General features: G+C 33.2%; 1 protein-coding gene. It reads right to left on the reverse strand.

Annotated elements, in window-relative coordinates; genetic code table 11:
• Positions 1-205, reverse strand: a 205-nt coding sequence (locus tag FC72_RS10600) for a DDE-type integrase/transposase/recombinase (protein ID WP_162253535.1), incomplete at both ends; no start/stop codon positions are given.

The raw sequence follows: 205 nt of genomic DNA on the forward strand, positions 1-205 counted from the left end.
CATACTTCTGGTAATGCCTTTTTCTCTACATAGATCACAGAAATTGATTGATGTATACGTTGAACCTTGATCACTATGGAGTATTACATTCTCTGGTAATTCGCCTAATTGCTTAAGAGTGTTCATAACTAAGGTTTCATCTGGATGGTCTGATATTTCATATGCAATTATTTCGTTGTTAAAGCTGTCTAATATTGATGACAAA

It is taken from the genome of Companilactobacillus tucceti DSM 20183 (genome assembly GCF_001434665.1).
Classification (GTDB): domain Bacteria; phylum Bacillota; class Bacilli; order Lactobacillales; family Lactobacillaceae; genus Companilactobacillus; species Companilactobacillus tucceti.